This is a genomic window from Exiguobacterium sp. J17977 (assembly GCF_018616375.1).
Lineage (GTDB): Bacteria > Bacillota > Bacilli > Exiguobacteriales > Exiguobacteriaceae > Exiguobacterium > Exiguobacterium mexicanum.
The window spans coordinates 247,267-271,736 of the sequence record NZ_JAEQBB010000002.1; the positions used below are offsets into that span (position 1 = coordinate 247,267).

Sequence of the window (24,470 nt, forward strand, 5' to 3'; positions counted from 1 at the left end):
GACCCGACATGATGTCGGGTCGTTTCGTCATGGTATGAATTTGATCACTTTTGCTGGATTGCCCCCGACGATAGCCCGAGCCGGAACATCTTTCGTCACGACGGCGCCAGAGGCGATGACGGCATCGTCCCCGATCGTCACCCCTGGGTTCAAGATGGCACCGCCGCCAATCCATACCCGATGCCCGACCGTGACCGGCTTCCCGTATTCAAGACCTGAAATCCGTTCAGTCGGGTCGAGCGGATGCGTCGCCGTATAGACGTGGACACCCGGACCGAGCATGCAATCGTCACCGAACGTGATTGGACAGATGTCGAGGAAGACGCAATCAAAGTTAGCGAAGAACCGTTCTCCGAGATGAATGTTATAGCCGTAGTCGCATTTGAACGTCGGCTCCAGATAAAACGAGTCCCCGGTCGATCCGAACAGCTCAGCCAACACTGCTTTTCGGACGTCGAGTTCATCGATGCCGGACCGATTGAACCGCTCCGTCAAGCGTCGCGCCTGACGCCGGTCGGCGACGAGCTCCTCATCCCCGGCCACGTACAGTTCGCCCCGAATCATCTTTTCTTTTTCTGTCATCTGCTTCTCCCCCTTTTCTTTTTTTAGTATAGAGGAATTTCTGACGAAACGGGGAATAGGAACATGACGAACTAGAGGAGGAAGAGACAGATGAAACGAATTCTTGATTGCAGAGCCAGTGATTTCTTGACGTTCAACCGTTCGGATTTGATCGGGTCGATTCGGAAGGCCGAGGGGCGGACCGTCCTCGCCGAGGTCATCCCGACCGTGCAGCCGCTCTATCCGGAAGTGACGAACGCCGAACTCGCTCGGGCGTTCGGGGCTGATATGATCTTGTTGAATATGCTCGACGTGTTCCATCCGTACATAAAGGGTCTCGAAAGCCACGCCTTGTTCGGCAACGTACCGGGTGAGACGATGTCTGACAATCCGATTATGGAATTGAAACGGCTCGTCGGTTTGCCGATCGGGGTCAACCTCGAACCGGTCGACTTCTCCGAGAAATCGGAGGACATGTATGACGTGAAACAAGGACGGCTCGCGACACGGGAGGCGTTCGCGCGAGCGTCCGAGCTCGGCATCGACTTCATCTGCTTGACCGGCAACCCGAACACAGGGGTGACGAACGAGGCAATCGAGCAAGCCATCATCAACGCGCGCCAAGAGTTCGCGGGCGTCATCATCGCCGGGAAGATGCATCAAGCCGGTGTCGGCCGCGTGCTCGATCAAGAGGCGTACGTCCGTTTCGCTGAGGCTGGGGCCGACATCATCTTGATTCCAGCGCCCGGCACCGTTCCAGGCGTCCGCGAAGATGAATTCTATGAAGTCACGCGCGAGATTCAAGCGTTGAACAAACTCGTCGTCGCCGCCATCGGTACGTCGCAGGAAGGGTCCGATGAGGCGACGATTCGTGACATTGCCTTGTCCTCGAAACGCGGCGGGACCGATCTGTTCCATATCGGCGATGCCGGCTTGTCCGGAATCGCCACACCGGAGAACATTCAGGCGTTATCAATCGCCATCCGGGGACGGCGCCATACGTATATCCGCATGGCCGCCTCGGTCAACCGCTAATCAAAAGGAACGAGGCCACAAACGGCTTCGTTCCTTTTATGTTACCAGTCAGTGACGTCACGGCGTGGTTTCGCCGGAGTCGTCGTCCCATGTCGTTTGGCGAGGAGCGTCTCGACGTCCTGCAACGATACCCCTTTGGCGGCGAGCAAGACGAGCAAATGGTACAACAGATCGGCCGACTCTTCGACTAAATCTTCATCGTTCAATGCCGCGATGACGACCTCAAACGACTCTTCTCCAAACTTTTTGGCAATCTTATCGACACCTTGGTCGAATAGATAAGACGTATATGATCCTTCTTTCGGTGATGCCTGTCGTTCTTGAATCAACTTCTCTAATTCGTGAATCATCCTTCCACCTCCGTGAAAAAGCAGCTTCGATTTCCGGTATGGCACGTCGGCCCGTTGGCACGGACCCGGACCAACAGCGCGTCTTGGTCACAATCGACGTGGATGCTCTCGAGTTCAAGCGTATTTCCGCTTGACTCTCCTTTCATCCAGAGTCGCCCTTTCGAACGTGACCAGAACGTGACCGTGTTCGTCTCAAGCGTCTTCTGAATCGCCTCATCGTTCATGTAGCCTAACATGAGGACGGCGCCATCCTCTGTAGATACGATGATGGCTGGAATCAATCCGTTGGTGTCGTAACGAACCGCATCGGCAAGTTGTGCTCGCTGCATACGTGTTTCACCTCTTCCACTGTCGTTTTCCGGTCATGCAAAATCGAGGCGAGTAGCGCCGCATCGACCTTCTCGAGCGCGTCCACGACATGATTCGCGTTCCCGGCACCGCCAGAGGCGATAATCGGGATATCGACGGCGTCCCGGAGCAAATCAAGGATTCTCAAATCGTAGCCGCTCTGTCTCCCATCCTGGTTCATCGACGTGACGAGCAGTTCACCCGCTCCGAGAGCGGCCACTTGCTTCGCCCAATCGACGGCCCGCAACTCGGTCCGATGTTTGCCACCATACGTATAGACGAAGTATTCATCGTCCTCAAACTTGACGTCGATGGCGATGACGATACATTGTGACCCGAACCGATCAGCGGCCTGTTTAATCAAATCGGGTGATTCGACGGCGAGCGTATTGAGGGACACTTTATCGGCTCCGGCCTTTAACAGTGAAGAGATGTCTTCAAGCGACCGGATGCCACCGCCGACCGTGAGCGGGATGAACACTTTCCGCGCAACGGCACTGACGACGTCGAGCATCGTCTGACGGCGCTCTGTACTCGCGGTGATATCGAGAAACACAAGTTCATCGGCACCCGAGGCGTCATAATATTTGGCAATCTCGACCGGATCGCCGATATCGCGGAGTGCCACGAACTCGATTCCTTTGACGACACGGCCGTCTTTCACATCAAGACAAGGGATAATCCGACGTTTAAGCATGGCGCGCCTCCCACTCGATCAAGTCATCGAGACTGACTTGGCCGGAGAGTAGTGCCTTCCCGACGACCGCCTCATCGATGCCGGCCGCTTGAAGTGCTTCGACGTCAGCCTCGGTCGTCACACCGCCCGAGGCGATGAGCGTGACCGATACGGCTTCACGGAGCGCCTTCATCCGTTCAAGGTTCGGTCCGTTCAACTTCCCGTCCGATCCGATGTCCGTATAAAGAATCGTCTTGACGCCACGGGCAACGAGCCCTTTCGCGGCATCGATATCTTTCAAGTCGGTCGCTTCTTGCCAGCCGTTGACGGCGACGATGCCGTCATAGGCATCGAGGGCGACGGCGACGCGATCACCGTACTTCGCGAGCGCCCGATCCAAGAAATCTGGGTCCGTGAACGCTTTCGTCCCGAGCAAGACCCGGTCCGCGCCGGTCGCCATGACCGCGTCGAGCGCTTCCTCGGAACGGATGCCGCCGCCGGTCTGAACGAAGAAACCGCACGTTTTGGCGAAGCGGACGACATCGAGATGTCTCGGTTCGCCAGCTTTCGCCCCTTCGAGATCAATCAAGTGGAGCATCGGGACACGCCCTTGCCACTCCTTCAATTTCTCATACGGGTCCCCGTACTGTTCTTCTGTATTGAAATCCCCTTCTGTCAAGCGGACGATTTTTCCGTCAATCAAATCAATGGCCGGTAGTAATCTCACGTTCGACCGCCTCCTTCCATTCTTTCAATAAACTGAGTCCAAACGCGCCGCTCTTCTCCGGATGGAACTGCATTCCCGTGACGAGTCCTTTTTGCACGATGGCCGGCACGTCTTCACCCATATAATCGGCAGAGGCGATTACATTTACCGGGTCGGTCACGACGTGATACGAGTGAACGAAATAGACGTCCTCGTCTCGCAAAATCGAGTTCCAGCCGACGTGCGGCAGACGTTTCGCACGCATCCGTTCAACGCGGCCTTCAATCAAACCAAGCCCTTCCGTCGGGATCCCTTCCGTGCTCGACTCGAATAACAGTTGCATGCCAAGGCAAATGCCAAGGAACGGCTTCTCCTGTGCCGAGCGCTTCAACAACGGAATCAGTCCCGTCTCGTTCAGCGATTGCATCGCCTGCGGGAACGCCCCGACGCCCGGCAGCAAGATGGCGTCCGCCGCCTCGATGACGACAGGATCGTTCGTGATGGTGACATAACAGCCGATGGCTTGGAGCGCCCGTTCGACGTTGAACACGTTGCCCATTCCATAATCGATGACCGCGACCTTCATCCTTCAATCAGTCCTTTCGTCGAAGGCAGTCGATTCGATCCGTCTTGCCCGATCGCTTCGGCGAGGGCGCGACCGAACGCTTTGAACAGTCCTTCAATCATATGGTGCGAGTTCGACCCGTATAGCACTTCAAGATGCAGTGTCAAGCGAGCGTTCATCGCCACGGCCCGGAAAAACTCTTCGGCGAGCTCGGTATCAAAATCACCGAGTTTTGGATTTTTAATATCGGCCCGGTAGACGAGGAACGGTCGGCCCGACACGTCGACGACCGCACGCGCGAGCGTCTCGTCCATCGGCAAATAACTCGTGCCGTAGCGGCGGATACCGATTTTGTCACCGAGCGCTTGATTGATCATCTGGCCGAGGGCAATCCCGACGTCTTCGACCGTGTGGTGGGCGTCGACCCACGTGTCCCCTTCGACATGGGCCGTCAAATCGATTTGGCTATGGAATGCGAACAGGGTCAGCATGTGGTCAAAGAAGCCGACGCCTGTCTTGACGTCACTTTGTCCCGTCCCGTTCAAATCGAGTTTAAGTTCGATGTTCGTCTCTTTCGTCTCTCGTTTCGTCTCAGCTGTTCTCAAGTGAAGTCACCTCTTCTATCGTTTGTTGAAGCAAGCGGTACGCCTCGTCCGTACCGGCACTGACACGAATCCCGTCTGCGAACGCGCGAACGTGCACGTCTTTTTCAAGGAATCGGGCGGCCCAGGCTTCGCTGTCCGGTGTCTCGACGTATAGGAAGTTGGCACGGCTCGGCAAGACGTTCCCGATCGGTGCGAGCAACGCCTCAAGCTTTTGTCGCTGCGTTTGATGGAAGTTGATCGACTCATCGATATAATCGGGGTCGTTCAAGACGACAGTCGCCACGGCCGCACTCAACCCGCTCACATTGAACGGAGAGCGGAACCGGTCAATCTTCTCGATTAAACGCTCGTCGGCAATCATGAAGCCGATGCGCAGATTCGCGAGTCCGAACGCTTTCGACAGCGTCCGGAGAATGATGACGTTCGCATGCTTCGCCAGGCGGTCTTTGAATGAATCTTCCATCGTGAAATCGATGTACGCCTCATCGACGACCAAATACGGGACTCGGCTGGCAATCGCTTCGAGATCATCGAGCGACCACATCTTTCCGGTCGGATTGTTCGGATTCGAGATGAGTACGAGTTTCGGCCGTTCCGCCTCAATCGTCTCCATCAGCGCCTCGAACGATAGTCCGTTCGCATCCGGCTGCACGAAATTCCCACGGGCGATGTGCGTATATATCCCGTACATCGAAAAGTCGGGAATCGGTGCGGCGACGACGTCCTCGGTATCGAGGATGGCCTGACAGAGAATCGCGAGCAATTCATCGCTGCCACTGCCGACCATGAGTTGTTGTGGGCTTACACCGGCATATGCCGCATAGCTTTGTTTCAACGCCGTCAACTCGTCGACCGGATAATGGCTCAAGTCGAGCGGCAGCTCACGTATCGCCGTCTTCAAGCGCTCAGGGAACGCATACTGGCTCTCATTTTGATTCAACGCGTGCCCTTTGACCGCATGCGGGACGTAGCGTGGAATCGATTCATAGTTCAGTCTCATACGTCCTCCAATCGGACCGCCATCGCCCGGGCGTGGCCGTCAAGTTGTTCTTGTTTCGCGATTCGAATCGCAGCACGTGTGATGCGTTCATCGAGTTCCGTCATTTGTAGGAACGTCTGGCGCCGGTAAAAATCATCGACCGAGAGTCCGCTCGAGAAGCGGGCCGTTCCGCTCGTCGGCAGGACGTGATTCGGTCCAGCGATGTAATCCCCAAACGCCTCCGCCGCTTCATGACCGAGGAAGAACGATCCGCCGTGGCGGATGGCTTGCATGTAGTCTTCCGGGTCGGCGACGGCGAGTTGGACGTGTTCGGCCGCCATCTCGTTCGCATGACGAATCGCCTCAGCCTTCGTCTTCACGAGGACACCCCCTCGCTTCATCGCCACCGTCGCGATCTCACGGCGCGGCAGTTCGTCCAACTGTCGGTCCAGTTCTTGTCGAATCGATTCAGCCAACTCCTCTGTCGGAACGAGCGCGAGTGCCGTCGCTTCGATATCGTGCTCGGCTTGAGCGAGCAAATCGGCGGCAATCCATCTCGGGTTGGCCGTCTCATCGGCGATGATAAGCACCTCTGACGGTCCTGCGACCGAATCGATGCCGACGATGTGGGACACGAGCGATTTTGCCGTCGCGACATAGGCGTTCCCGGGCCCGACGATTTTATCGACCGGCTGAATCGTCTCGGTGCCGAACGCCAAGGCGGCCACGGCTTGTGCGCCGCCGACGAGATAGCATTCATCCGCCCCGGCGATTTTTGCTGCAATCAATAACGATAAGTCGATGCCATCTTGTTTCGGCGGCGTCACCATGACGACCCGTTTCACGCCGGCCACTTTCGCCGGAATGATGTTCATCAACACGCTCGACGGATAGACGGCCGTCCCGCCCGGCACGTACACACCGACCGAGTCGAGCGGCATGAAACGTCGTCCAAGTCGGAACATCTCGTCTTCATACACGTCGTCTTGGCGTAGCTGGCGCTCGTGGAACGTGCGAATCCGTTCGGCCGCGAGCGTCAACGCCTCGGTCAGTTCAGCATATGCTTCAGGTGGTGTGAACGTCGTCAAATCGACCGTTTCGATTTTATCGACACCGTCAAATTTCTTCGTGAACGCGAGAAGCGCCTCGTCCCCGTTCGACTCCACGGCCTCGAGAATCGGTTTGACCGCTTCCGCCCAGCTTTCTCGCCGGGTCCGGTTCGTTTCCGTACTCATTTCGCTTCCTCCTTGCTCAAGCGACGAATCCAAGCCTTCAATTCATCGGGATTGTTGGCGAGAGCCGCCTCACTCGTGATGAACTTGGCGTTCACCGTGAAAATCGTCTCGTATTCTTCAAGGTCGTTCGCGCGGAGCGTCGCCCCCGTCTCGACGATGTCGACGATGCAATCGGCGAGTCCCGTGAGTGGTGCGAGTTCGACCGATCCGTTCAACGCGATCACTTCGACGTTCTGTCGCTTCGAGGCGAAGTGAGAGATGGCGATATTCGGATATTTGCTCGCGACTTTCAATTTTTTCGTCCCGTTCTTTCGTTCTTTCGGTCCGCAGACCGCCATACGGCAACGGCCGAATGGTAAGTCGACGACTTCAAGCACGCCCGGTGTCTTCTCGCGCAAGATGTCTCCGCCGACGACACCGACATCTGCCGCGCCGTGCATGACGTATTTGTAGACGTCATCCCCTTTGACGAAGATGAACTCATGCCCGTCGACTTCGACCGTCAGTTCGCGGCCACGCTTTTCGGGCCAAACGGTAAGCCCGACTTGTTCGAAATAGTCTCGGGCCGCTTTCTCAATGCGCCCTTTGGCAATCGCTACTTTCATAAAATCACCTCACCTAACTGTTCTAAATCAAGGGACAGGCCGAACGCCCGTCGCGATTGGCCGAAATGTCCGTATAGTGAATCATAGCGACCGCCCGAGAGGACGCGCCGTCCGTCGATGCTGCCTGTCACCGTCAATCCTGAATAGTAATCAAAATCACCGGTCTGACCAAAGTCGTACGAGACGTTCAAACCGATGGACCGTAAATGTTCGACCGCCCGCTCGACTTCCTCGATTGCAGCCGTCAAGCTTGGCTCAGCGACTTCCCGTAACTCATCAAGTGCCGAGTCACCAATCAGGAACGGTAATTTCGCGATTAACGGGTATTGATACGTATCGGCGAGTTCTCGGAGCGATTCCAAGTTACGGAGCGCCAAATATTGGCGTAACGTCCGTTCTGGGATACCGGCCTCGTCCGCCACTGCGGCGACCAAGGCAGCCGATCCAACTTGAATCCGGAGTCCGTCTTGCGGCAGGACGCGCTCGGTCATACTGAGAAACGAGGCGATCAACTCCATATCTGGAGCGTCCCCGTCAATCCATTCGAGACCGAGCTGTTGACGTTCGTGCGGCTGTCCCGAGTGCTTCGGGGTACGCCGGTACACGGCACCGGCGTACGCGACACGCATCGGCTCATGACCGTCCGCGAGTTTCCGGGCGATTTGTAACGTATAGTCTGGGCGCATGACGAGCAATTCGCCGTCATTCCCGAACAGACGATAATAGGCCGACTCATCGAACAAGGCCAAGTCTTGATAGTGCGAATAATATTCTACGAGTGGCGGTTCAATCACGCTATAGCCGTTTGATTCGGCTCGCTCTAGAAATGATAACATCCACTGCTTCGGACGCAGAACGTCCTCCCCTTGCAATTCGTGCCATCCTTCCGGGATGGATCCTTTTGTATTAAACCAAATCATCGATATCACCCTTTACCTTATTATCACTTTACCAAACTAAAGTAGTGTGTTAAATTTATCAAACCAAGCCGGTGCTGTCAACCGGCGAACTCGAAAGGAATGTCGCCTGATGATTGACTTTACCCGTGATGGTCACCTTCATACCCCATTTTGTCCACATGGCTCGACAGACCCGCTCCAGGCGTATGTCGAGCAGGCGTTAGCCCGTGGAATCAAGACGCTAACGTTCACCGAACACGCTCCGCTCCCGGCCCGGTTCCTCGACCCGACACCCGACAAAGACTCAGCCATGTCGCTCGAGTCGTTGCCGCTTTATATTGAAGCGATTCAGAAGCTGAAGTGGTCGTATCCTGAGCTCGATTTACGGCTTGGCCTAGAAATCGACTATTTGCCTGGTTGTGAGTCCGAGACGTTGGCTTTGCTCGAGCCGTATGCCGACGTACTAGATGAAACAATCTTGTCTCAACACTTTCTACTCGTCGACGGTGAGCTCCTGCCAGTCGATTTCTCGCTCGAGACGTTTCAAGTCCTCGTCGAACGTGTCGGTTCGTTCGAGGCCGTGATGAAACAATACTATACGGCGCTCGCTGCCGGACTCGCCTTCCCTTGGGAGCGTCTGAAAGTGGACCGGATCGGGCATATCGATTTACCCATCAAATATCAGACCAATTATGAATGGGACCGCTCCAACGTCCAGGCCGAACAGTCGCGCCTGCTTCAGACGGTGGCCGCCCGCGGTTTCGGGCTCGATTTGAATACGGCCGGACTCCGCAAACCCGAATGCGGACAGCCGTATGCGATCGAGGTCGCGTCTGAGGCGACCGGACTCGGCATCCCGTTCGTGCTCGGTTCGGACGCCCATATTGCCAAAGATGTGGGTGCCGGATTCGAAAGCATACAAAAAAAAGCCACGTTCCTATGAACGTGGCTTTTTCACAGCGATCTAGCTATCTAGATCCCCATTTTTGGTTGTCGATAACGATATGGCGTTCCATTTCTTCATCTATTGACAATAATACCATACTAATTCGGCAATGCAACCTAAAAATGAAAAAAGGATGACGGAATTGTCATCCATTGCTATTTAGACCGCCATTGCAGCGTATAAATCTTTTAATTCATTCGTAGCCGCTTCGTCCATCTGTAACGCGACGAGTTCGACGAATTGAAGGGCTGGATCCTTGTCGCCCGACATCCGAACGATCTCGGCTGCCGCATCGTCGAGCGCGAGCAAGATACCCGATACACCGAGCGTCGGGTAGTAACGGAGCAACGCGCGGACATGTTTCATTTCTGAAATATCGTTGCCATTAATCTTTAATGCTTTGACCGCCAACTCTTTATGCGTTCCAATTGCGAATTTATCTTCCCACACCTCTTCGAGTGTGATCAACGCTTCCACATCATAGGCACCATCTGTGAAACAAACTTGTTTTTCCATGTAACATTTCCCCTCTCGTTAATCTACTTTCATTATAAGAGAGAAACACACTGAAAGTTTGTGAAATATTGAACATTATGTGGAATTTTTATCTCACCTAGATGTGAACATACAAAAAAGGTCCCTCCGAAGAGAGACAAATAATGGAAGAGTAAAACACCATTGGCAGTACATTAATAATATAACACCGAATGTAAACGTTTACAATGTGTTTTTAAAACTTTTTTCAAGTGGCATATGTACCACGTCAATCCCGCTCTCGCGCATCAAGTCGAGGCCATCACCGTGTTCATATCCGACCGCATAGACGACACGGGCGACGCGAGACGCAATCAAGGCAAGCGAGCAGGCGTGGCATGGCGAATGGGTCACGTAGGCCGTCGCCCCGAACGCGTTCGTCGAGTCGGCAGCTAACTTTCCGATTGCATTGATTTCGGCATGTATCTCATGCTGCTTCGACCAATTGTGATGATCGTACGGGTCTGAGCATTTGATATAGGTCACACCATCATGGATGATTTGGACCGGCGTCTCGAGCAAGTCGACCGCGTTCGCTGATACGTACTCGGCCCGCTTATAAAACCCGTCGTCTCGCTTTATGAAGATTTCGTTGCAGTTCGTATGCCCCGGCGGCGTGCCGTTCAGACCGATCGAGATTGGTTTCTCGTCTTTGACGATGACGCAAGCGACACTTTTAGAGGCACATTTCGAGTGACGGACCGCCATCATATCGGCAAACTGTAACCACGTCTCGTCCCATAGGTGCTGTTTATCCATTGTTCATCCTCCTCGAAGAAAAGGAAAGTCTGAGTGCTCAGACTTTCCCCGTTCAATATCCAGTCTCTTTTGGCAACTCTTTGTTTTTTGAGGCAATCTCGATGACTTTTTCTTTCAACTCGTGCTCCATCCGATCGAGTTCACGTTCCGCCTCACGACGCTTCTGACGTCCCTCTTGTTGAATTCGAAGCGTCTCATCGAGCGTCGAGAGCAAGTTCTCGTGCGCCACTTTGAGCGACTCGACCGAGACGATACCTTTCTCGTTCTCTGTGGCAATCTCGATGGACGAGTCTTTCAACATCTTCGAGTTCTGCTCGAGCAACGTGTTCGTCGTCTTCGTGACGTCTTGCTGCATCCGGAGCGCCGTCTTTTGTCGCGTCAAGCTGAGGGCGAGCACGACTTGGTTCTTCCATAGCGGAATCGTATTGACGACCGCCGACTCGATTTTCTCGGCTAGAATCTGGTTGTTCTGCTGGATGACCCGGATTTGTGGAGCCATTTGCAGGCTGATCGTCCGGCTCAGTTTCAAATCGTGCAACTTTTTCTCGAACCGGTCCGCCAGTTGAATCATGTCGTTCAACTGCTGCAGTTTGACCTGGTCTTTCGACATCTCGACTTCTTGACGAAGCGGGGCAATCTCATAGCTCCGTACGTGATCGAGTTTCGTCTCCCCGGCGGCGATATAGACGTTAAGCTCCTCGAAGTAGCGTTTGTTCTTATCGTACATTTGATCGAGCATCGTGATATCCTTCATCAATCCGAATTTGGCTCGGTCTAGATTATGGATGACCTCTTCTAAATAGACGCTCATCTTTTCGAACTGTAACTTATAGTTCTCGGCTTTCTTCTTGGCACGACCGATGAGCGGCAGGTTGTCCATGAAGCTCTTCTTCTCCGGTTGCAACATGTCCGGGTCCATCTTGCGCACGTTCTGCATCAAGTCGGACAATAGTTTGCCGGCGTCTCCGCCATCTTTCATCCGGACCTCGGTCAAGATTTGGTCCGAGAATTGTGATAGTTCACGTTGTACATTCGAGCCGAACAGCATAACCGAATCCGTCTTTTTAATATCGATCGACTCCGCGATGCGCGTAATCCGTTCTCGGTGCGCTTGTGGGACGTCGGCATTCACTTGAATGGCCGGCACCTCATGTTTCTCGGTCATCGCTGACCAGTCCACGGACGGGTCCGAAATCGCGTCGGTTTCCGTCTTCGTTTTCGTTTGGGAAGTAAGTTCTTCTTCTGGCCATGACTGCCAGTTCGTTTCATTCGATGAAGTCATGCTTTTTTCTCCCTTCTGGTTGATCGGCCAACACTCTCTCCATCATGATCAACTCTCGTTCAAAATCGACCGCGTCATCTTCGAGAAGACGACTGCGCTGTTGTTTGAACTTGTCGACGATGAGTCGCATATTGGTCATCAACTGTTCACGTGTCTCTTCTTGAATGACGACGCGTTTTCCTTCTAGTTCTTTGAATTTCAATACGACCGATACGAGTGAGTCCAAGTAGAACGTGAACAAGTCACGGACATGCTTGGCATCTTGAGGGTTCTCGAACAGCTCAGCGAACAGTTCGTGTGCTTCTTTCGAGACCGCCTTCATCTCACGTCGCACCTCGATGTCTTTAATCTCAGGCAGGACGCGGTCAATCTGTTGTAACTTCTCATAACCTTGTTCAATCGTCCGCTGTAAAAATTGAAGCTCTAAATCATCTGTCGCTTCGAATTGACGCACCGGCGCCGCTTCTTCGAGCGGTTTCAAGATGCGTGAACCGACGAACGGTTCGTCTTCATCAAGCAACAGTTTCTTTTTGGCCCGCTTGGCGACGGGCGCCGGGGCCCGTTTCCGGCGTTTGTTGTTCGACCACACTTCGTTCAATACGAGCGCCCCGACGATGATAAACAACCAAGAGAAATCAAAAACGCTTATGGCAAAATATAGGATCGCCCCGGTCAGGGCCCATTTCATCCATGTTTTCATCCGTTTCACCTCGTCTCATGATACTTCTATTGTACCTTACGTGACCCTTCAAAAAAAGTTTCGTCATCTTTATAAGCTTAGCATAACGTTCCTACTCACTCTCTCGGTCGCAAGAACGAAAAGTACTAAAGACGACTGTAAAAAAAGCCTCCTGATTCGACGAATCAGGAGGTTGCTTCCGTTATAATGTGATCCACGTCGATACCATGACGATCGCGACGGTCACCGGGATGACGTAACGAATCAACAAGTGCCAGATTGGATACAACTTCACACCAATGTTTGACGTTTGAATTTCTTCTTTCAAAATGCGCTGATCGACGACATAGCCGACGAAAATCGATGTCAAGAGTGCACCGACCGGCATCAAGACGTAACTGACGATGTAATCCATCGAATCGAAGAACGTACGACCGTTCAAGAACTGCATCTCGCTCATGACACCGAACGAGAGCGCCGACGGAATCCCGACCGCAAAGACAGCCGCTGCCAAAATCAACGTCACATTGCGCTTCGACATCGTCTGTTTCTTCTCGTTCAATTTATCCGTCACACCCGCGACGACGACTTCAAGCATCGCAATCGACGATGTGATTGAGGCGAACGTGAACAAGAGGAAGAACAACACCATGAAGAATCCACCGAGCGGCACTTGATTGAAGACAGCCGGCAAGACGACGAAGAGAAGTGCCGGTCCTTCTGCCGGGTCAAGACCCGAAGCGAAGACGGCCGGGAAAATCGCAAGTCCTGCCAAGAGCGACACGGCAATGTTCAACAGTACAATCATGTTCGCCGAACGATTGAGCGTCCCTTTCGTCTGAATGTACGACGCGTACGTCAACATAGCCGCAACCCCGAGCGATAGCGAGAAGAACGCTTGACCGAGAGCGAACAAGACCGATTCTCCGCTCAACGCCGAGAAGTCCGGTTGTAAGAAGAAGCGAACCCCTTCCATCGCCCCGTCGAGCGTCAACGAACGGATGACGAGCACGATGAAACTGACGAACAAGAGCGGCATTAAAATCTTACTCATGCGCTCGATGCCAGCCTCGACGCCTTTTAGGACAATCAAGAGCGTGATCAATAAGAACAAGAACTGACCGAACACGGCGATGCCTGGTGATGAGACGACATCTCCGAACACGGCACCGAATTCGTCAGGCGAACGTCCGTTCAACGTCCCGCTCAGTCCGAGCCCGACATAAATCAAGACCCAACCACCGATGACACTGTAGAATGAGAGCAATAAGAAACATGCGATGACACCAAGGTAACCGACGACCGTCCAACGGCCGGGGCCTAATTTTTTGAAGGCGAGCAGTGCCGTCTTTTGTGTCGAGCGTCCGACGATGAATTCACCGATCAATAACGGTAACCCGAGTAAGAGCGTGAACGCTAAAAACATGAGCAAAAAGGCGCCGCCTCCACTTGTGCCGGTGACATACGGAAATTTCCAGATTGCACCGAGACCAATCGCAGACCCTGCGGCCGCTAAGATGAATCCAATTTTTGAGGCGAACGAATTTTGCGCCATTACCATCCCTACTTCCTGTTTTCATATCTTATTTCATAATAATAGTGAAATACTAACACGGTTCAGAAACGAGAACAACTAAAAACAGAGAAAAGTCTGAATTCTTTTCTCTGTTGGCAATGTTTATCGTTTTTTAGTGTGACGGGACAAGAAATGACATCTCGCTCGGCAAGACATGGATGTCCAACCGCTCCGCCTCAAAGTGCTCCCCATCGACGTCGATGATTTGAGATTCACTTAAATGGACGCTTAGTTGCGACATCTGTAGATGCACCCATTCCGGGGACGACTGTTCGAGTCCAAGTTGTTGGGTCAACAGTTGACGAATCATCGGGAAGCCGATGGCCGAACTATGGACGACTTCGACGAGTCCGTCCGTGAACGACTGGGTCGGGAGCTTCGTCGGCACCGTCCCGAGATAAGCCCCGTTCCCAACATATAAGAAGCTGACCGGTCCATCGTGGACGATTTTCCCGCCGTGTTCGATGCGGATGTCGAACGGGTCGGCTTCCCGAAATTGGCGAATCGTCGCCAAGAAATACCCGATCGACCCGAGAGATTCTTTTTGGAGCGGGTCGATTTGTCTCGAGGCATCCGCAATCAGCCCGACGCCGATAAAGTTAAGTCCATATCGTTCGTTCACTCGCATCACATCGACCGCTTGGGCATAACTCATCTTGAACAAGCGGGCCGCCTCGATTGGTTCGACCGGTAGTGCGAGAGCACGGGCGAAATCGTTGCACGTGCCGGCCGGAATCAGACCGATTGTCGGCCGTTCGTCCCGAGGAAGCTTCATCAAGCCGTTGACGACCTCATGGAGCGTCCCATCCCCACCGATGACAATCAAGTGCTCATAAGCACCGCTCTCTTCGGCGAAGCGGCCGGCGTCTCCTTGCGCGAGCGTTTTCCGAATCAAAATCTCGTCGTACAACGATTCAATCGTCCCGACGACCTCACCGAGCATTGTCTCATTTCCGCCTGACGCCGGGTTGGAGATAATCAAAGCTCTCATAATAAGCCCGCCTGCTCCAAGAAGTCTTTCGCGACATCGTACGCTCGCTCGTTCCCGTACGCGACGCGACGGTTCAATTCAGACATCTCTTCGTCTGTGATTTGGCCGCCCAATTGATTGAGGGCGTCCTCGATTTCCGGGTGTTCGTCGAGCGTCTCTTGTTTCACTAACGGAGCTCCTTGATAAGGCGGGAAGAACTGTTGATCGTCCTCGAGGACTATCAATTCGTTCTCCGCGATATCCGGGTCGGTCGCGTACGCGTCGACGAGATTGACGTCCCCGCGGGCGATGGCACGATAGCGCAACTTTTGTTCCATCGACACGACCGATGGGAAATCGAGGCCATACGCTTGTTGGAGTCCCGGGTATCCGTCTTCACGGTCCGTGAACTCGAGCGTGAACCCGGCTTTAATATCTGATTGCACGTTTCGTAAATCTGAGATGGCCGTGATGTCTTCTTGCTCGGCATAGTCACGTGGAATCGCGATGGCGTAGGTGTTGTTGAACTGCATCGGTTCAAGCAACGCATAGCCATCATCGGCGAGTGCGTCACGAGCCTGTTCATACACTTCGCGGGCGTCGTTCGAGTTCGGTGTCTCTTTCACGAGACTTGCGAGCACCGTTCCCGTGAACTCTGGATAGATGTCGACATCTCCGGATTGCAGTGCACCCCAGACGAACGTCGTCTCTCCGAAGTTCGGACGGACAGATACGGACAAATCGGTCTGATCTTCAATCAACAACTTATACATGTTCATTAAAATCTCAGGTTCAGGCCCGAGTTTCCCTGCGATGACGAGATCGGTCTGCTGTGTCCGACCGAAGGCGAGCGGGGCCGCGATGATGAGCGCCAACACGGTCGAGACGGTTATCAATTTCGTCTTGTTGCGTGTCGCCGTCGCACCTTCCATTTGGCGGAGCAAGAAATCGAACAACAAGGCAAGGATGGCGGCCGGGATTGCCCCGAGGAGAATCAAATAGTTGTCGTTCCGGTTGATTCCGAGAAGGATTAACGTCCCGAGCCCACCTGCACCGACGAGGGCGGCAAGTGTCGCCGTTCCGACAATCAGCACCATCGCCGTCCGAATCCCGGCCATGATGACCGGCAGTGCGAGCGGCAGCTCTACTTTCATCAAGCTTTGGTTCGGTTTCATCCCACAAGCACGGGCCGCTTCGATGAGCGATTTGTCGACTTCGTTCAGCCCGGTGAATGTATTTCGTAATATCGGGAGCAACGCATATAACACGAGGGCAATCGTTGCCGGTAAAGCACCGATTCCGACGAGCGGAATCATGAGACCGAGGAGCGCCAAAGAAGGAATCGTTTGAATGATGGCGGTAACGCCGATTGCGGTCTCAGCCACTTTCTTGCGGCGTGTCAACCAAATCCCGAGCGGAACGGCGATTAAGACGGCAATCAAGAGTGATACGACGGAGAGCTGCAAGTGCTCAATCAGCGCCTCAACGAGTTCTCCGCGCCGGTTTTGAAATGTCTCAAGCATCTACCTCACCTCTTCCGCGTTGTGTAAAGTCGAGGACGAACGGGTCCGTACTCGCTCTGATTTCATCCGGAGTACCGATGACGACCAATTCGCCATCACGCATCAACGCGATGCGGTCACCCAACTTCATCGCTTCTTGCATGTCATGGGTCACGAACAGAATCGTCTTCCCGAGCTCATCGTTCAAGCGTTTAATATCGTCTTGAAGCTGACCGCGGCTAATCGGGTCGAGCGCCGAGAACGGTTCATCCATCAGGATGACTTCCGGGTCGGCTGCGAGCGCCCGGAGAACGCCGACGCGTTGTTGCTGGCCGCCGGATAGTTCGGTCGGCTTTTTCGCGCGCAAGACCGGGTCGAGCCCCGCAATCTTCATGAGTTCAGTCACCCGGTCCTTCGTCTTCTGTTTCGGCCATTTCAATAATTCGGGAACAACAGAAATATTTTCCTCGACCGTTAAATGAGGGAATAAGGCAATTTGTTGAAGCACATAGCCAATGTTACGTCGCAACTCGTATATATCGAATTGATAAATCTCTTTCCCGTCGATGAGGATTTTTCCATCTGTATGGTCAATCAGTCGATTCACCATCTTCATCGTCGTCGTCTTCCCGCACCCCGATGGTCCGATTAAGACAAAAATCTCTCCTTTACGTACTGTCAAATCCAAGTCTCTGACGGCTAGCGTCCCGTCTTCGTAGCGCTTGGATACATTTTGAAATTCTATCAACTCTACCCCTCCTCGGCTCGTAACTTTTCATGAAAGTCAGATATTAGTTTGCCCGTTTCCAACGTTTGTTAAACAATTGGACGTGCTAATCTGGTGCCTGCATCCACCAGAATCATGAGACAAGACACAAAAAAAAGGTCCTCCTGAAGGAGAACCTGGTGTTATGGAAGTGTAATTGTGATGTGACGGCGACCCCAGTTGATAGCCTCGTCTTTCGTATCAACGAGCAAGTCGACGATATTTCCTTTAATGCGTCCACCGGTATCGAGGGCGATTGCTTGACCGACACCTTCGATTTGAACGACCGTTCCAAGTGGGATGACGGCTGGATCGACGGCGATGATGCGCATGCCGTTATAGTAAATCGAATCCGTGACATCATGCCCGGTCGCCGTCAAGACGCGCCCCCCATATGAGCCGTTGTCGGCTGCATCGTTCGTGTACGCCGTCGATTCGGCTTGAATGGAGCGTCCTGCTGTTGACACCGGAGTTGCGGTTGCCGTCGGCGCGGACTGCTTTTTCGCAGCTACAGCTTGGCGTTTCGCTTCTTCTTGTCGTGCCTGCTCGGCAGCGACACGTTTTTCTTCGGCCAAACGTTCTGCTTTGGCTTCACGTTCCGCCTGCTCACGCTCAGCTTTCTCTTCGGCCGCTCGTTTTTCTTCCGCAATCCGTTTCGCTTCAGCGACACGTTTTTCTTCAGCGATCCGTTTCTGTTCGGCTAGTCGTTTTTCTTGTTCAATCTGTTGTTGACGTTCTTGCTCGATTGCTTTTCGTTCCAATTCAAGTGGGTTTTGGACAATTTTTTGTTCCGTCCCAATCCCGATTTGGGCGGCATCGGCCGTCGCGGCAAACGCGAACGTTCCAACAGCCATAAGTAGGAGAGTCATCATATATTTTAAGGAATGCATAATCAATAGGTCAGCACCTTTCTCGTCATCTAACGAACAGGAGTTAATTTACCATGCCCGTCGGACCCCGAGAAGGGATTTTGATGAAGTGAAATATTTCTGACATATCGACTCAATGCCGGTTACAATCTGTAACATTTACAAGAAACATAGCATTACCAAGCGTTCTCATAAAAAACTACAGATTCGTTACAACATATCGTGTAACAAACCTGTAATCTGATTGTCATTCTGTTTCAGCTTCGGTCGAGCGCAAATCGTGAGGTCTTACCATGCCCCAAGGTGCCACATCGACGTCGACCTCGAACGACTTCGCCCCTTCGATTGCTGATGTTTCTTCCTCAGCGACACGATACGAACTCATGTCATCAATATACACTTGGCGATCGTAATAGTTGGCCCGCGTGCCACCGAAGAACGGCCGCGAACTGACCCGGTCGATGGTCGCATAGCCATCGTCGCCCGTTTTGAACGACACGTATACCGTCCCGGATTCGACATCTTGTCTGCCTTCGAACGAGTCATACTCCAAGTAGACAAAATCTCCAAAGAACGGGTCATACGGTTCGTATGAGGTCGCTTTGAACGTATACGTCTCCCCGAACCAAGAGACCGCATAGACGAGCAGTATAAACCCGACGGCAATCAACACTTGCACAATCGGCACTAACCAAGGCGTCAATCGTTTCATGTCTGAGCATCCCCTCTCGTACGACTACGGCTGCGCCACCACAAGGCGAGCGACAATGCGAAGACGATCAATGCTCCGATGAGGAAGAAGAGCGAAATGTCGAGTTTGTCCCAAACGTAGATGAAGTAAATCGTCATTTGAACGAGCAAGAAATAGATGAAAGCGAGCACGATCGGTTTGCGATTGTGGTCTTGATAGACGAGATAAGCGAGGGCGACCACTTCAAGCAGGATGGCCAGCAAGATGCCCGAATCCTCGAATAATGAGAATGGGATGACGGCGAGCAGGCTGACCCACATCAAATCTGGACGTCGGTGCAACAAATAGACGGCGACCAGTACGACCGAGAGAACCGTCGCCTCGATGACCGACGGCGTTCGTTGCGACAACCACCCTTCCGTCGCATTGATCAAGTAACCGATCGATAGGACGGCTGCGACGAAGAGATACAGATAGTTCCATTGAGCCCGCTCCCGATACACAAGAAACAAGACATGCAACGCGGCGAGTGCCCATAGCGGCCAAAAGCGGCCTTCATAGTCGACGTACTGACCGATTGTGATCAATAGGCCGTAGAAGCCGAACCAGGCGAAGATGCGATCGAGCTCGTTGTCCCCATAATGGAACCAGACCCACGTGACGATCAATCCGAACGCAATCAATGTGATGCCGATGCCTTCAAAACTATTCGTGATGGCCAAAAAGGCAGCGAGTGCGGCCAAAAACGTAAAAATCGGATGTTTGAAAATCAATTTGTGCATGACGGCGACGGCAAGGAAGAGCCAGAATAAGAACGGAATTTGCGAGGACAGATTATACGTGGTAAAGATGACAATCATCGTGGCGACGAAAAAGGCGACACCTAACAGCCGGAACAACGTCACATAGCGTGACGCCTTCACTTGCAGCCGTTCGGCGGTCACATACATCCCGACCATAAACACAAGGAAAATGGCGACTTTCACAAGGTCAGGAATCGCTTGCCAATTGGCCGCGACGAAACTGAAGAGACTAAGTGCGAGCAAGATTGATCCAATAATCACAAGAATCGGCGGTTTGTGCTCACGTTTGTCACCGACCGCCAATTTCTTATGTTCGTACTCGACCAAGCGCTGACCGGTCACTTCATCTAGTAAACCGGCCTCTTCCCATTCACGAACTTTTTTGTCAATGGACACCTGAATCATCCCTTTCGCTTAAAAGGTCAGCTGGCGCGTTCGATCAGTTCCAAATCTTTTTTCAGTAAAACTTGCTTCTCAAATTCGAGACCAAGCTGTTGAAATTCTTCCATGATGGAAACGTCCCCGATGACCGTATTGGTCAATACGGCAGTCACTTCTGCGACCCAACCTTCACGAGTTGACTTGACGATATCACCCACAACGAATTCTACAGACACACCCATTCACTTCCAATCTTAAATTTGTTTCTATCATTATAACGAAATTATATCGGTTTGAATACGTTTTCTTTAAGCCGTTTAATAAATTGTGTCAAAATTTTTCCAGTCAATCCCCAAATAATGTAGTCTTCATGTTCATAAAAAGGTTCTCTCATTTTAATTACCCGTTTTTCATACGCTTTAGCATTCGCCATCCGGTCAAACGGAATATTTTGATCGGGATTCATCGTCCATTCCATCTCACCGTGGAATGGGTCGAGTAACAAGAGCGTCTCGACCGGGATGGAGAACAAATGGTCGACTTCGTCGGTGTGACGGACATCGGGGATTGCCGGAATCACTCCGACGAACGGATAAATCAATTGCCGGTGTGGCGTCGCGAGCGGTTGCAGGCGACCGATTACTTCAATCTCTTCCAGCGCGAGCAACAGCTCCTCACTCGTCTCGCGAACAGCCGCCTCGACCGGAGTCTCGCCCAAGTCGAGACGGCCGCCCGGGAAAGAGATCTCTCCAGGCTGACGCCGCATCGTGTGGGCGCGCACTTCAAAGATGACATGCCACGCCCCATCGACCTCGGCCAATGGAATCAACACGGCAGCCGTCTGTTCATAGTTCTCCTCCATCGAGAAACTGTCACGTAATTGTTGTTCCGTGATCCATGATTGTTTCATTCTTTCCACCTCATTCTCTTTGTTTCTACACTTCCACCATTGTCTCCTCGTTTAAACGCATCAAATGTCGGAAATATCATTATTAATGATAGGAGATGGTAGATGTGGTGGACAAACAAGTTGATGTATTGATAGTCGGGGCGGGCCCGACCGGACTCACGCTCGCGCTGACGTTGGCCAGATATGGAATCTCTTTTGAAATCATCGATCGCAAGACGACGCCGTCGAACAATTCCCGCGCCATCGGGATTCAACCGCGGACGATTGAAGTCTTTTCTCGGCTCGATGTCGCCAAAGAAGTGCTCGGTCGGGCGCGGACAATCGAGAAAGGAAATCTATATTTCTCAGGGCAATGGACGGCCAAGCTCGAGTTCTCCCGTCTCGTCACGCCCTATCCGTTCGTGACGTTGCTCCGTCAAAACGAGACCGAGGCGATTCTCGAGGCGGCGTTAAACGAGCATGGGCATTACGTTCAACGCGGTGAATCGCTCGTGTCACTGACACATTACCCGTCCCGCGTGCTCGCGCATCTGGAATCGGACTCAAACCGTACCATCGAGGCCAAGTATGTCGTGGCGGCCGACGGGGCGAACAGCTCGATTCGACGCATGCTCGCTCTTCCGTTCAGTGGAAAATCGTTCAAGGAATCGTGGGTGCTCGCCGACATGAAAGCCAAATGGAACATTTCACGTGAAGAAGTGCATATCTTCTTTTCGGACCGCGGCGTGTTGGAAGTCTTCCCGCTCACGGACGACACGATTCGCATCACCGGCAATCTCGCGAGCGATGAATCGTTCAGCGAGGCGGAACTGCGTGAGTTGATTGAACAGCGCAGCCATATGGATGTCGAAATCGACGAGGTCGAATGGTTCTCACTGTTCCGGGTCCATAACCGCATGGTCGACTCGTTCATTCACAATCGCGTCATCCTCATGGGGGACGCCGCCCATATCAATTCACCTGTCGGCGGACAAGGGATGAATACCGGCATCGCCGATTCGTTCAACCTCGGCTGGAAGCTGTGGCTTCATCTGAAGGCGGGTGCCCCGTTCCGCGTCGTCGATTCGTATCGCGATGAGCGCGAGCATGTGGCCCGAAACGTGCTACAGACGACGAACGTGGCGACCGAAGTGTTACAGACGACGCTCCCGGTCCTGCTGCCGTTCCAAGCGCTCGGCGCCGACGTCTTCACGCGTGTCAATCTCATCAACCAAAAAATCACGGAACGGATTGCCCAGTTACACTTGTCGTATCCCGGACATTCCCGCGTGCCGTTCTTACGCGTCACTGAAGGTAAGATCTTCCCAGAGATCGAGATTATCCGAACGGACGACGGACTCCGTACGAAGATTTCAGAAGTTGCCGACGGCCGCTTCCAAGTACTCGTGCTCGACGACGATAAACGGGACGCGAGTGCGTTGTACGACTATTTGAACGACCATCAATCGTTCTTCCAAATCATCACGCTGTCGAAGACGAGCCGTCCCTTCTTCGATCAAGGTAACGAGCTCGCGAAATCGCTGTTCATGAAACGCGGCGTCCTCGTCATCCGGCCGGACGGGTATCTGCTCCACAAACAGCGGCACCTTCGCCCGGAATCGCTACAAGCGACAATGGCAGCTTGGTTGCCGTCCCCATGACAAAAGCTCCGCTCGAAAATGAGCGGAGCTTTTGATTACGCTTGGTTATAATAAAGCGTCCCTGGTTTCGACAGCGTCAAGTCGTAGAATGCCTCGAACGCTTCCATGTCTTCCAACTTGCGAAAATCGACTTTGTCCGTCTCTTCATTCGGGATTGCGACGATAATGCCATCATCGGTCTGTTTGATCATCCCGGTCTGTCCATTATGGATGCGGATGTAGAGCACGTGCTTGTCTTCTAGCAGCGTCACGGCTTCGCGACGCGATTGAATCGTTGTTTTCATAGTCATCCCCCACTTTCTTTTGAGTATACCGGTCCATCGTTGTTGCTTTCAAGCGGTTGCGCCCTTAAAATTATGTAAAGAAGGGGTTGAACGCTTTGAATTTGGAAACTATTTTAATTATCGTCTTAGGCATCACATTCGTCGTGCTCGTCTCGATCCGCGCCGTCCGCAATTTGCAGTGGGTCCGCTTCGGTGAGGCGTTCGGTAAACAAGGCGAGGCGCTCCTAGACGACTATACGTATTTGACGGAACAAGGCATCACGTGCCGTGTCGAACATGGCTTGCCGACCGGACGGCTGTTCCGCCCGCTCGCCAAAAACTTGGACGATCGGGTCGCCTTGTTCGTCCATCGCAAAGATGAACAGAAGGCTCGACAATTATTGAAATAAAAATGGCGCTGACTCTTCAGCGCCATTTTTATTTATGTAGTTGACGTTCCGAGCAATAATAGGCGATCTGTTTAATCGTCGCCTCGGACAACAACTCGAGCTTCGTCTTCGTGATGACGTCATCCATCACGTCGAACGTCTCGGCACAGTTCGCTTTAATCCGTTCCACTTTGAGACGCGGTGTCTCCGGGAATATTAAAAATGACGTGACGGGGACAGCTTGTCCGCATTGCCTCTTCAAGACGCTCCGGACGTGCTTCGTCATCCGCTCAAGTTCTTCCATCGGATGCGGATAGATGTTTTTCCAACCGAGCGGCGTCTCGAGACGACAATCCCGGTTCGTCATATGGACGGCCGACGTCGTCCGGTTGATGCGGACTAAAAAGACGCCTTTCGGCCCGACCAACACATAATCGAGCACGTCATCGCCGAGCTGGACGTGTTCAATCATCATCCAATCAAATCGACATGTATGACGAATGATCTCGACAATCTCGTCCGTGTACGATTTCGGTGGTGCGATGACTTCTTCTTTCGTGCGGAACAAGCCTTTCGTCTGTCGTTTCTCAGGTTCTTTCTTGACGGCCGTCAATACTTGTAACATCTTCTCCACCTCCTCCCTTTATTCGCTTGGACCGACCTGTTTTCCAAAGACGGCCTTTTCTAAATTCGAGATGCGACGCAACATGTCATAGTTCGATGCGACAGGCTGGGCCGGTTTGACCGGTTCTGCTACTTGTTCATTCGAACCGCGACGGAGCGACTCGTTCTCTTGACGCAACCGTTCGATTTCTTTCGTCATCTTCTCGTAATCGCGGATGACGACGTCCAAAAACTGGTCGACTTCTTCTTGTGAGTAGCCACGGAGGGCGGTCTTGAATTCTTGTTTATAAATGGCTTCAGCTGTTAGTTCGGTCTGCATGAT

Annotated in this window: 30 protein-coding genes and 1 pseudogene; 4 read left to right on the top strand and 27 right to left on the bottom strand. The window is 52.9% G+C overall.

The window, feature by feature from the left end:
- Positions 1-27 precede the first annotated feature (27 nt).
- Entirely contained in the window at positions 28-582 is a 555-nt protein-coding gene (locus tag KNO58_RS04765; protein ID WP_214752131.1) for a maltose acetyltransferase domain-containing protein, read from the bottom strand.
- Positions 583-672: 90 nt separating this feature from the next.
- Between KNO58_RS04765 and KNO58_RS04770 the strand changes: the two genes are divergently transcribed.
- On the top strand, positions 673-1,596 hold the full coding sequence (locus KNO58_RS04770) for a DUF7916 family protein (protein ID WP_214752132.1): 924 nt from the start codon (positions 673-675) through the stop codon (positions 1,594-1,596).
- Positions 1,597-1,637: 41 nt separating this feature from the next.
- Here the strand turns inward: KNO58_RS04770 and hisE are convergent, their stop codons facing one another.
- The 10 genes from hisE to KNO58_RS04820 are packed head-to-tail and all read right to left on the bottom strand — an operon-like array spanning position 1,638 to position 8,585.
- Positions 1,638-1,946: a phosphoribosyl-ATP diphosphatase gene (hisE, locus tag KNO58_RS04775; protein WP_214719725.1), complete on the bottom strand. Its 309-nt coding sequence runs from the start codon at positions 1,944-1,946 to the stop codon at positions 1,638-1,640.
- Positions 1,943-2,275 carry a phosphoribosyl-AMP cyclohydrolase gene (gene hisI, locus KNO58_RS04780; RefSeq protein WP_214752133.1) on the bottom strand — a complete coding sequence of 111 codons (333 nt, stop codon included), beginning with the start codon at positions 2,273-2,275 and terminating at the stop codon, positions 1,943-1,945. Before hisI ends, hisE begins: the two co-directional genes overlap by 4 nt.
- Positions 2,224-2,991, bottom strand: coding sequence for an imidazole glycerol phosphate synthase subunit HisF (gene hisF, locus KNO58_RS04785; RefSeq protein WP_214752134.1), 768 nt, complete (start codon positions 2,989-2,991; stop codon positions 2,224-2,226). Before hisF ends, hisI begins: the two co-directional genes overlap by 52 nt.
- A complete protein-coding gene (hisA, locus tag KNO58_RS04790) occupies positions 2,984-3,697 on the bottom strand; it encodes a 1-(5-phosphoribosyl)-5-[(5-phosphoribosylamino)methylideneamino]imidazole-4-carboxamide isomerase (protein WP_214752135.1) in 714 nt (237 codons plus the stop codon). The genes hisF and hisA overlap by 8 nt, the downstream gene beginning before the upstream one ends.
- Positions 3,675-4,262, bottom strand: a complete 588-nt coding sequence (gene hisH, locus KNO58_RS04795; RefSeq protein ID WP_214752136.1) for an imidazole glycerol phosphate synthase subunit HisH — start codon at positions 4,260-4,262, stop codon at positions 3,675-3,677. Before hisH ends, hisA begins: the two co-directional genes overlap by 23 nt.
- A complete protein-coding gene (gene hisB, locus KNO58_RS04800; protein WP_214752137.1) occupies positions 4,259-4,846 on the bottom strand; it encodes an imidazoleglycerol-phosphate dehydratase HisB in 588 nt (195 codons plus the stop codon). The genes hisH and hisB overlap by 4 nt, the downstream gene beginning before the upstream one ends.
- Positions 4,833-5,846, bottom strand: coding sequence for a pyridoxal phosphate-dependent aminotransferase (locus tag KNO58_RS04805; protein ID WP_214752138.1), 1,014 nt, complete (start codon positions 5,844-5,846; stop codon positions 4,833-4,835). The genes hisB and KNO58_RS04805 overlap by 14 nt, the downstream gene beginning before the upstream one ends.
- Positions 5,843-7,060 (bottom strand): histidinol dehydrogenase, encoded by a 1,218-nt coding sequence (gene hisD / locus KNO58_RS04810; RefSeq protein ID WP_214752139.1) that lies wholly within the window; start codon positions 7,058-7,060, stop codon positions 5,843-5,845. The genes KNO58_RS04805 and hisD overlap by 4 nt, the downstream gene beginning before the upstream one ends.
- Positions 7,057-7,665: an ATP phosphoribosyltransferase gene (hisG, locus tag KNO58_RS04815; RefSeq protein ID WP_214752140.1), complete on the bottom strand. Its 609-nt coding sequence runs from the start codon at positions 7,663-7,665 to the stop codon at positions 7,057-7,059. The genes hisD and hisG overlap by 4 nt, the downstream gene beginning before the upstream one ends.
- Positions 7,662-8,585 carry an ATP phosphoribosyltransferase regulatory subunit gene (locus tag KNO58_RS04820; RefSeq protein WP_214713734.1) on the bottom strand — a complete coding sequence of 308 codons (924 nt, stop codon included), beginning with the start codon at positions 8,583-8,585 and terminating at the stop codon, positions 7,662-7,664. The genes hisG and KNO58_RS04820 overlap by 4 nt, the downstream gene beginning before the upstream one ends.
- A 109-nt stretch (positions 8,586-8,694) precedes the next feature.
- On the opposite strand from KNO58_RS04820, the gene hisJ reads away from it, so the two are divergent.
- Entirely contained in the window at positions 8,695-9,507 is an 813-nt protein-coding gene (gene hisJ / locus KNO58_RS04825) for a histidinol-phosphatase HisJ (protein WP_214752141.1), read from the top strand.
- Between the two features lie 162 nt (positions 9,508-9,669).
- Here hisJ and KNO58_RS04830 read toward each other — a convergent pair whose 3' ends face one another.
- The 13 genes and pseudogenes from KNO58_RS04830 to KNO58_RS04890 form a co-directional block, all read right to left on the bottom strand.
- Entirely contained in the window at positions 9,670-10,026 is a 357-nt protein-coding gene (locus tag KNO58_RS04830; protein WP_214752142.1) for a hypothetical protein, read from the bottom strand.
- Positions 10,027-10,227: 201 nt separating this feature from the next.
- Positions 10,228-10,803, bottom strand: coding sequence for a deoxycytidylate deaminase (locus KNO58_RS04835; RefSeq protein WP_214752143.1), 576 nt, complete (start codon positions 10,801-10,803; stop codon positions 10,228-10,230).
- Positions 10,804-10,855: 52 nt separating this feature from the next.
- Positions 10,856-12,085: a toxic anion resistance protein gene (locus KNO58_RS04840; protein ID WP_021067252.1), complete on the bottom strand. Its 1,230-nt coding sequence runs from the start codon at positions 12,083-12,085 to the stop codon at positions 10,856-10,858.
- Positions 12,069-12,785 carry a 5-bromo-4-chloroindolyl phosphate hydrolysis family protein gene (locus tag KNO58_RS04845; RefSeq protein WP_214752144.1) on the bottom strand — a complete coding sequence of 239 codons (717 nt, stop codon included), beginning with the start codon at positions 12,783-12,785 and terminating at the stop codon, positions 12,069-12,071. Before KNO58_RS04845 ends, KNO58_RS04840 begins: the two co-directional genes overlap by 17 nt.
- A gap of 181 nt (positions 12,786-12,966) precedes the next feature.
- Positions 12,967-14,319, bottom strand: a complete 1,353-nt coding sequence (locus tag KNO58_RS04850) for a sodium-dependent transporter (protein WP_214752145.1) — start codon at positions 14,317-14,319, stop codon at positions 12,967-12,969.
- A gap of 133 nt (positions 14,320-14,452) precedes the next feature.
- A complete protein-coding gene (locus tag KNO58_RS04855) occupies positions 14,453-15,331 on the bottom strand; it encodes a diacylglycerol/lipid kinase family protein (RefSeq protein ID WP_214752146.1) in 879 nt (292 codons plus the stop codon).
- Positions 15,328-16,833, bottom strand: coding sequence for an ABC transporter permease/substrate-binding protein (locus KNO58_RS04860; RefSeq protein ID WP_214752147.1), 1,506 nt, complete (start codon positions 16,831-16,833; stop codon positions 15,328-15,330). Before KNO58_RS04860 ends, KNO58_RS04855 begins: the two co-directional genes overlap by 4 nt.
- 10 nt (positions 16,834-16,843) lie before the next feature.
- Positions 16,844-17,560 (bottom strand): annotated as a pseudogene (locus KNO58_RS04865) (ABC transporter ATP-binding protein); the annotation flags it as partial.
- A gap of 161 nt (positions 17,561-17,721) precedes the next feature.
- A complete protein-coding gene (locus KNO58_RS04870; protein ID WP_251026082.1) occupies positions 17,722-18,432 on the bottom strand; it encodes a 3D domain-containing protein in 711 nt (236 codons plus the stop codon).
- 262 nt (positions 18,433-18,694) lie between these two features.
- A complete protein-coding gene (locus tag KNO58_RS04875; protein ID WP_214752150.1) occupies positions 18,695-19,159 on the bottom strand; it encodes a GDYXXLXY domain-containing protein in 465 nt (154 codons plus the stop codon).
- Complete coding sequence (locus KNO58_RS04880) at positions 19,156-20,346, bottom strand: DUF2157 domain-containing protein (protein WP_214752151.1); 1,191 nt, start codon at positions 20,344-20,346, stop codon at positions 19,156-19,158. The genes KNO58_RS04875 and KNO58_RS04880 overlap by 4 nt, the downstream gene beginning before the upstream one ends.
- Before the next feature lie 17 nt (positions 20,347-20,363).
- Positions 20,364-20,564 carry a DUF2187 family protein gene (locus tag KNO58_RS04885; RefSeq protein WP_021067243.1) on the bottom strand — a complete coding sequence of 67 codons (201 nt, stop codon included), beginning with the start codon at positions 20,562-20,564 and terminating at the stop codon, positions 20,364-20,366.
- 41 nt (positions 20,565-20,605) lie between these two features.
- Positions 20,606-21,232, bottom strand: a complete 627-nt coding sequence (locus KNO58_RS04890; RefSeq protein ID WP_214752152.1) for an NUDIX hydrolase — start codon at positions 21,230-21,232, stop codon at positions 20,606-20,608.
- 107 nt (positions 21,233-21,339) lie between these two features.
- Here KNO58_RS04890 and KNO58_RS04895 point away from each other — a divergent pair, with 107 nt between their 5' ends.
- Positions 21,340-22,872: an FAD-dependent monooxygenase gene (locus KNO58_RS04895; protein ID WP_260570647.1), complete on the top strand. Its 1,533-nt coding sequence runs from the start codon at positions 21,340-21,342 to the stop codon at positions 22,870-22,872.
- A 35-nt stretch (positions 22,873-22,907) separates the two neighbouring features.
- Here the strand turns inward: KNO58_RS04895 and KNO58_RS04900 are convergent, their stop codons facing one another.
- Positions 22,908-23,156, bottom strand: a complete 249-nt coding sequence (locus tag KNO58_RS04900) for a hypothetical protein (RefSeq protein WP_214752154.1) — start codon at positions 23,154-23,156, stop codon at positions 22,908-22,910.
- Positions 23,157-23,251: 95 nt separating this feature from the next.
- Here KNO58_RS04900 and KNO58_RS04905 point away from each other — a divergent pair, with 95 nt between their 5' ends.
- Positions 23,252-23,545: a hypothetical protein gene (locus tag KNO58_RS04905; protein ID WP_021067239.1), complete on the top strand. Its 294-nt coding sequence runs from the start codon at positions 23,252-23,254 to the stop codon at positions 23,543-23,545.
- A 28-nt stretch (positions 23,546-23,573) separates the two neighbouring features.
- Here KNO58_RS04905 and KNO58_RS04910 read toward each other — a convergent pair whose 3' ends face one another.
- A complete protein-coding gene (locus tag KNO58_RS04910) occupies positions 23,574-24,149 on the bottom strand; it encodes a nuclease-related domain-containing protein (RefSeq protein WP_214752155.1) in 576 nt (191 codons plus the stop codon).
- 18 nt (positions 24,150-24,167) lie between these two features.
- Positions 24,168-24,467, bottom strand: a complete 300-nt coding sequence (gene gpsB / locus KNO58_RS04915; RefSeq protein ID WP_214752156.1) for a cell division regulator GpsB — start codon at positions 24,465-24,467, stop codon at positions 24,168-24,170.
- Positions 24,468-24,470: the final 3 nt, after the last annotated feature.

Excerpts from the sequence above, each read along its gene's own strand:
- KNO58_RS04890 (WP_214752152.1), bottom strand. The coding sequence starts at position 21,232 with ATGAAACAATCATGGATCACGGAACAACAATTACGTGACAGTTTCTCG.
- KNO58_RS04830 (WP_214752142.1), bottom strand. The coding sequence starts at position 10,026 with ATGGAAAAACAAGTTTGTTTCACAGATGGTGCCTATGATGTGGAAGCG.
- hisE (WP_214719725.1), bottom strand. The coding sequence starts at position 1,946 with ATGATTCACGAATTAGAGAAGTTGATTCAAGAACGACAGGCATCACCG.
- KNO58_RS04885 (WP_021067243.1), bottom strand. The coding sequence starts at position 20,564 with ATGGGTGTGTCTGTAGAATTCGTTGTGGGTGATATCGTCAAGTCAACT.
- hisF (WP_214752134.1), bottom strand. The coding sequence starts at position 2,991 with ATGCTTAAACGTCGGATTATCCCTTGTCTTGATGTGAAAGACGGCCGT.
- KNO58_RS04840 (WP_021067252.1), bottom strand. The coding sequence starts at position 12,085 with ATGACTTCATCGAATGAAACGAACTGGCAGTCATGGCCAGAAGAAGAA.
- KNO58_RS04860 (WP_214752147.1), bottom strand. The coding sequence starts at position 16,833 with ATGCTTGAGACATTTCAAAACCGGCGCGGAGAACTCGTTGAGGCGCTG.
- KNO58_RS04765 (WP_214752131.1), bottom strand. The coding sequence starts at position 582 with ATGACAGAAAAAGAAAAGATGATTCGGGGCGAACTGTACGTGGCCGGG.
- KNO58_RS04820 (WP_214713734.1), bottom strand. The coding sequence starts at position 8,585 with ATGATTTGGTTTAATACAAAAGGATCCATCCCGGAAGGATGGCACGAA.
- KNO58_RS04910 (WP_214752155.1), bottom strand. The coding sequence starts at position 24,149 with ATGTTACAAGTATTGACGGCCGTCAAGAAAGAACCTGAGAAACGACAG.
- hisI (WP_214752133.1), bottom strand. The coding sequence starts at position 2,275 with ATGCAGCGAGCACAACTTGCCGATGCGGTTCGTTACGACACCAACGGA.
- KNO58_RS04880 (WP_214752151.1), bottom strand. The coding sequence starts at position 20,346 with ATGATTCAGGTGTCCATTGACAAAAAAGTTCGTGAATGGGAAGAGGCC.
- gpsB (WP_214752156.1), bottom strand. The coding sequence starts at position 24,467 with ATGCAGACCGAACTAACAGCTGAAGCCATTTATAAACAAGAATTCAAG.
- KNO58_RS04835 (WP_214752143.1), bottom strand. The coding sequence starts at position 10,803 with ATGGATAAACAGCACCTATGGGACGAGACGTGGTTACAGTTTGCCGAT.
- KNO58_RS04845 (WP_214752144.1), bottom strand. The coding sequence starts at position 12,785 with ATGAAAACATGGATGAAATGGGCCCTGACCGGGGCGATCCTATATTTT.
- KNO58_RS04855 (WP_214752146.1), bottom strand. The coding sequence starts at position 15,331 with ATGAGAGCTTTGATTATCTCCAACCCGGCGTCAGGCGGAAATGAGACA.
- hisD (WP_214752139.1), bottom strand. The coding sequence starts at position 7,060 with ATGAGTACGGAAACGAACCGGACCCGGCGAGAAAGCTGGGCGGAAGCG.
- KNO58_RS04875 (WP_214752150.1), bottom strand. The coding sequence starts at position 19,159 with ATGAAACGATTGACGCCTTGGTTAGTGCCGATTGTGCAAGTGTTGATT.
- KNO58_RS04850 (WP_214752145.1), bottom strand. The coding sequence starts at position 14,319 with ATGGCGCAAAATTCGTTCGCCTCAAAAATTGGATTCATCTTAGCGGCC.
- KNO58_RS04805 (WP_214752138.1), bottom strand. The coding sequence starts at position 5,846 with ATGAGACTGAACTATGAATCGATTCCACGCTACGTCCCGCATGCGGTC.
- KNO58_RS04770 (WP_214752132.1), top strand. The coding sequence starts at position 673 with ATGAAACGAATTCTTGATTGCAGAGCCAGTGATTTCTTGACGTTCAAC.
- KNO58_RS04870 (WP_251026082.1), bottom strand. The coding sequence starts at position 18,432 with ATGGCTGTTGGAACGTTCGCGTTTGCCGCGACGGCCGATGCCGCCCAA.
- hisG (WP_214752140.1), bottom strand. The coding sequence starts at position 7,665 with ATGAAAGTAGCGATTGCCAAAGGGCGCATTGAGAAAGCGGCCCGAGAC.
- KNO58_RS04900 (WP_214752154.1), bottom strand. The coding sequence starts at position 23,156 with ATGAAAACAACGATTCAATCGCGTCGCGAAGCCGTGACGCTGCTAGAA.
- hisJ (WP_214752141.1), top strand. The coding sequence starts at position 8,695 with ATGATTGACTTTACCCGTGATGGTCACCTTCATACCCCATTTTGTCCA.
- hisH (WP_214752136.1), bottom strand. The coding sequence starts at position 4,262 with ATGAAGGTCGCGGTCATCGATTATGGAATGGGCAACGTGTTCAACGTC.